General features: G+C 74.6%; 1 pseudogene. It reads right to left on the bottom strand.

Annotated features, from left to right (window positions below):
* Window positions 1-457: pseudogene (locus LPA54_RS38320) on the bottom strand (pyruvate carboxylase); the annotation flags it as partial.

Genomic DNA, 457 nt, shown 5'->3' with positions numbered 1-457 from the left:
GAAGTCCTGGCTGCCCAGGACGCTGGTGTCGCCGAACGACTGTCGGTGCGTCTCGAACTCGCGGGTCGGGCCGGGGAACAGCAGCCGGTTGAGCGTCGGGCGCCGGTCCTTGGCCAGGCCCTCCCGGTCCTCGGCGGACAGCTCCGGCGCCGGCTTGGGCTCCGCGCGCCCGCGCAGCGCCTTCGTGCGGAAGGGCTCGGGCCAGCCGCCGGGCGGGGTGCCCAGCTCGCCGCGCAGGAAGCCGACGACCGAGTCGGGGATGTCGAAGCGGTCGGGCTTCTCCTCGAACTCGCGCGGGTCCACGCCCGCGCCGACCAGGTGCAGGGCGAGGTCGCCGACCACCTTGGACGACGGGGTGACCTTCACCAGCCGCCCCAGCATCCGGTCGGCGGCCGCGTACATCGCCTCGATGTCCTCGAAGCGGTCGCCGAGGCCCAGCGCGATCGCCTGCGTGCGC

Origin of the sequence: Streptomyces sp. DH12, from assembly GCF_020873895.1 — a bacterium.
Taxonomy (GTDB): domain Bacteria; phylum Actinomycetota; class Actinomycetes; order Streptomycetales; family Streptomycetaceae; genus Streptomyces.
Note: the sequence above shows the minus strand (reverse complement) of the source record. Positions and strands in the feature narration are given on the sequence as shown.